Source organism: Ruegeria sp. J8 (assembly GCF_056531925.1).
In genome coordinates, this window is record NZ_JBQFMR010000034.1 from 1 (window position 1) to 879 (window position 879).

Here is an 879-nt window from a genome sequence, read left to right on the forward strand (position 1 = left end):
TTTAGGAAACGGAGGACCAAGAATGGCAAACATGAGACCGAAACCTGAAGCGTTATCCGCCCAAGCACTCAAGATTACGTGTGCGCTCTGGTGGAAATCTGATGCTCGAGAACTTCGGTCCTTGCTGATGCTGACTGACAAACATCTTTGAAACTGCGAAGCGGTGTGGCAACGTTTGGCTATCCTGCGAAACTGTGTGCTACTTTGCAGACTTCCATCATCAATCTCATTAGGAGAAGATATGCTAATCAAACTTCTTGCGTCCGCATTTTTCTTGATTTTGCCCGCGCTCAGTGTCGCTCAAACAGCTGAGCGCAGCGTGACCATCGAAGCCGATGCGACAGTTAAGTCGGTCGATCCGGACACTCGCCTTATCGTGCTGCAAAACTCAGAGACGGGCGAAGAAGAGACCATTGTTGCGGGACCGGAAGTCGTAAACTTCGACCAAATTGAAGAAGGCGACACAGTCAAAGCGGTTTACACACTGGGGGTAGCTGCAAGCATGGCGTTCCCCGGCGAGGTTGACAGTATGGTTGAATTGGAAGCCCAGGCTGCAGAGGGATCAACACCGGGCGTGGCTGCCGGAACGATGGTTACGTTAATTCTGACTTTTGTTTCCTTCGACGCCGCGAGCTCAATCGCCACTGTGACGGACAGCAGCGGCACGGAACAAATGATCGAGGTTGAAACGGATGTTGGTCGTGATTTTGTTGAACAGCTTAGCCCGGGAGACAGAGTAGCTCTGAGCTTCACGGAAGGTCTCGCTGTGGGAATTGTTGAAAAATAGGCGTCGTCCGCAGCGCAACCTCATAAGGCGTACCTGTTGTTTCTTATGTCGCCACCAATGGAACAACTCGTCCCACAGCTTCCGCCCCCCCC

The 879-nt window shown here is 52.2% G+C and carries 1 protein-coding gene; it reads left to right on the forward strand.

Features of this window, described 5'->3' with window-relative positions; translation table 11 throughout:
- Positions 1-241: 241 nt before the first annotated feature.
- A complete protein-coding gene (locus tag ACR0L1_RS23710) occupies positions 242-787 on the forward strand; it encodes a hypothetical protein (RefSeq protein ID WP_480861127.1) in 546 nt (181 codons plus the stop codon).
- Positions 788-879: the final 92 nt, after the last annotated feature.